The 2,297-nt window shown below is 72.4% G+C and carries 2 protein-coding genes; one reads left to right on the top strand and one right to left on the bottom strand.

Going from position 1 to position 2,297, the window contains the following annotated elements; all coding sequences use genetic code 11:
• Nucleotides 1–228, bottom strand: a 228-nt coding sequence (locus FUT87_RS27340; protein ID WP_147243009.1) for a DeoR family transcriptional regulator, incomplete at its 3' end; no start/stop codon positions are given.
• A 264-nt stretch (nt 229–492) separates the two neighbouring features.
• Here FUT87_RS27340 and FUT87_RS27335 point away from each other — a divergent pair.
• On the top strand, nt 493–2,297 hold a 1,805-nt coding region (locus FUT87_RS27335; protein WP_186830808.1), incomplete at its 3' end, for a S8 family serine peptidase.

Raw genomic sequence — 2,297 nt, 5'->3', positions numbered from 1 at the left:
ATCGCGCAGCCGCGCCGCCAGCGGACGGTCGCTGTCCTGCACCGGCACCGCGCCGCCATAGACACGGCGGCACAAGCCGTCGGCCGCGAGCGCGCGCAGGTCGCGGCGGATCGCGTCCTCGGAGAGCTTGAATTCGGTGGCGAGGTCCGCCGCCACGACGGACTGGCCCGCCGAGAGGCGCTCGGCGATGAGCTGCCGGCGGGCTTGGGGAAGGTCGGGTTGCGTCATGTCGCGCCTCGGTTGAAGCGCCGCAGTATGCATGATCAATCCTGTTTCTGCACGTTCATGCACGATTCGTCGACCGCTGCTCGCACCGGGGCAGGCCGCCGCTTCACCCCTGCCGCCTCCCCCGCTGTGGGGAAACATCCCTGATCCGAGGGGCCTCGCCTTCCCTCCCATGGGGGTCGGCCTCCCTAGTCCATGGGTTTTTTCGTGAAGCGCCGCCGCCGAAAGTCGCCCCGGGCGGTCGATGTTGGCCGTCAGGAGACAGGTATGACTTCGTTGACTGTGATGCGTCGTCGCATGGCCGCCTGGGCGGCCCTGTGCGGCGCGACCGCCGCGCTGCTGGGCATGACGCCCGCCGCGGCACAAACCCTCAAGCCCGAGACCGACGTGGTCCAGGGCGTGACCCTGCGCACCGGCGAGGCGCTGCGCGTGGGCGGCTACTCGGCGCTGCGCGCGAAGGCGCTGCAATCGCCGCGCAAGCTGCGGGTGATCGCGCGGCTGTCGGCCTACGCGACCGGGGCCGGTCCCGCCGGCGAGCCCTTGCGCGCGATCGGCGAGACGCCCGCGATCCGCGGCGCACGCGACCAGCTGGTGCTGCGCCTGCGAGCCCGCGGCGCCGACGCGGTGGAAGGCCTGCCCGACACCGCGCTGGTGGTGATGGAGGTCGATGCGGCCCAGCTCGATGCGCTGGTCGCCAACGGCGAGATCGCCGAGCTGACCGAGGACGTGCCGGTGCCCGCAACGCTGGCCGAGTCCGACCCGCTGGTGCGGGCGCCGCAGGCCCATGCACTGGGCGCGCGCGGCGCCGGCACGACGGTGGCCATCCTCGACACCGGCGTGCAGGCCAACCATCCGTTCCTGAACGGGCGCGTCGTCGAAGAGGCCTGCTTCTCGACGACCTCGGCGGCCAACAACTCGACCTCGCTCTGCCCGGGCGGCGCGTCCAGCAGCACGGCGGTCGGCTCCGGCGCGGCCTGCGCGATCAGCGGCTGCGACCATGGCACCCACGTGGCCGGCATCGCCGCCGGCCGCGCCACCGGCGCCACCACCTTCAACGGCATGGCGCCGGACGCCAACCTCATGGCCGTGCAGGTGTTCTCGCGCTTCACCGACTCGGCGGGGAACACGCCCTGCGCGAACTCGAACAAGGCCTCGCCCTGCATCCTGAGCTTCACCTCGGACCAGATCCGCGGCCTGCAGCGGGTGCTGGAGCGGCGCGCGACGCGCAACATCGTCTCCGCCAACATGAGCCTGGGCGGCGGCGTCAACGCCGCGGCCTGCGATGCCGATGCCCGCAAGGACGTCATCGACGACCTGCTGGCCGTGCGCGTGGCCACGGTGATCGCGTCGGGCAACAACGGCTCGGCCACCGGCGTCAGCGCGCCGGGCTGCATCTCGACCGCGGTGACGGTGGGCTCGACAACCAAGAGCGACCTCGTCTCCAGCTTCTCCAACAGCGCGGCGCTGGTGGACCTGCTGGCGCCGGGATCGGGCATCACCTCGTCGGTGACCGGCGGCGGCTTCGGCGCGAAGAACGGCACCTCGATGGCGACGCCCCATGTGGCGGGCGCCTTCGCGGCGATCCGCTCGGTCGTCCCGGGCGCCAACGTCGGCGACATCCTCGGCGCGCTGCAATCGACCGGCGTCGCGATCACCGACACGCGCAACAACCTCACGCGCCGGCGCATCAACCTGGAAGCGGCGGTGAACCAGCTCGCGCCGCAGCCCTTCGCGCTGTCCAGCGGCATGCTGTTCCAGATGCATGCCGACGGCCGCATCTGGGCCCACACCGGCGTGGCCTGCAATGGCGCCGGCTGCCCGGGCTGGGTGCTGCTCGACGCCAACCCGGCGACGCGCGCGATCGCGGCCGGCGGCAACGCGCTGTACCAGCTGCACGCGGACGGGAAGGTCTGGCGCTACACCGGCATCCGCTGCGGCGGCAATGCCTGCCCGGGCTGGCAGATGCTGGACAACAACCCGGCGACGAAGCAGATCGCGGCGGGCGGCACCTCGCTCTACCAGCGGCATGCGGACGGGAAGATCTGGCGCTCGACCGGCGCGGCCGCATGCCA

The sequence above is a fragment of the Mitsuaria sp. TWR114 genome, from assembly GCF_007997345.1.
Note: the sequence above shows the minus strand (reverse complement) of the source record. Positions and strands in the feature narration are given on the sequence as shown.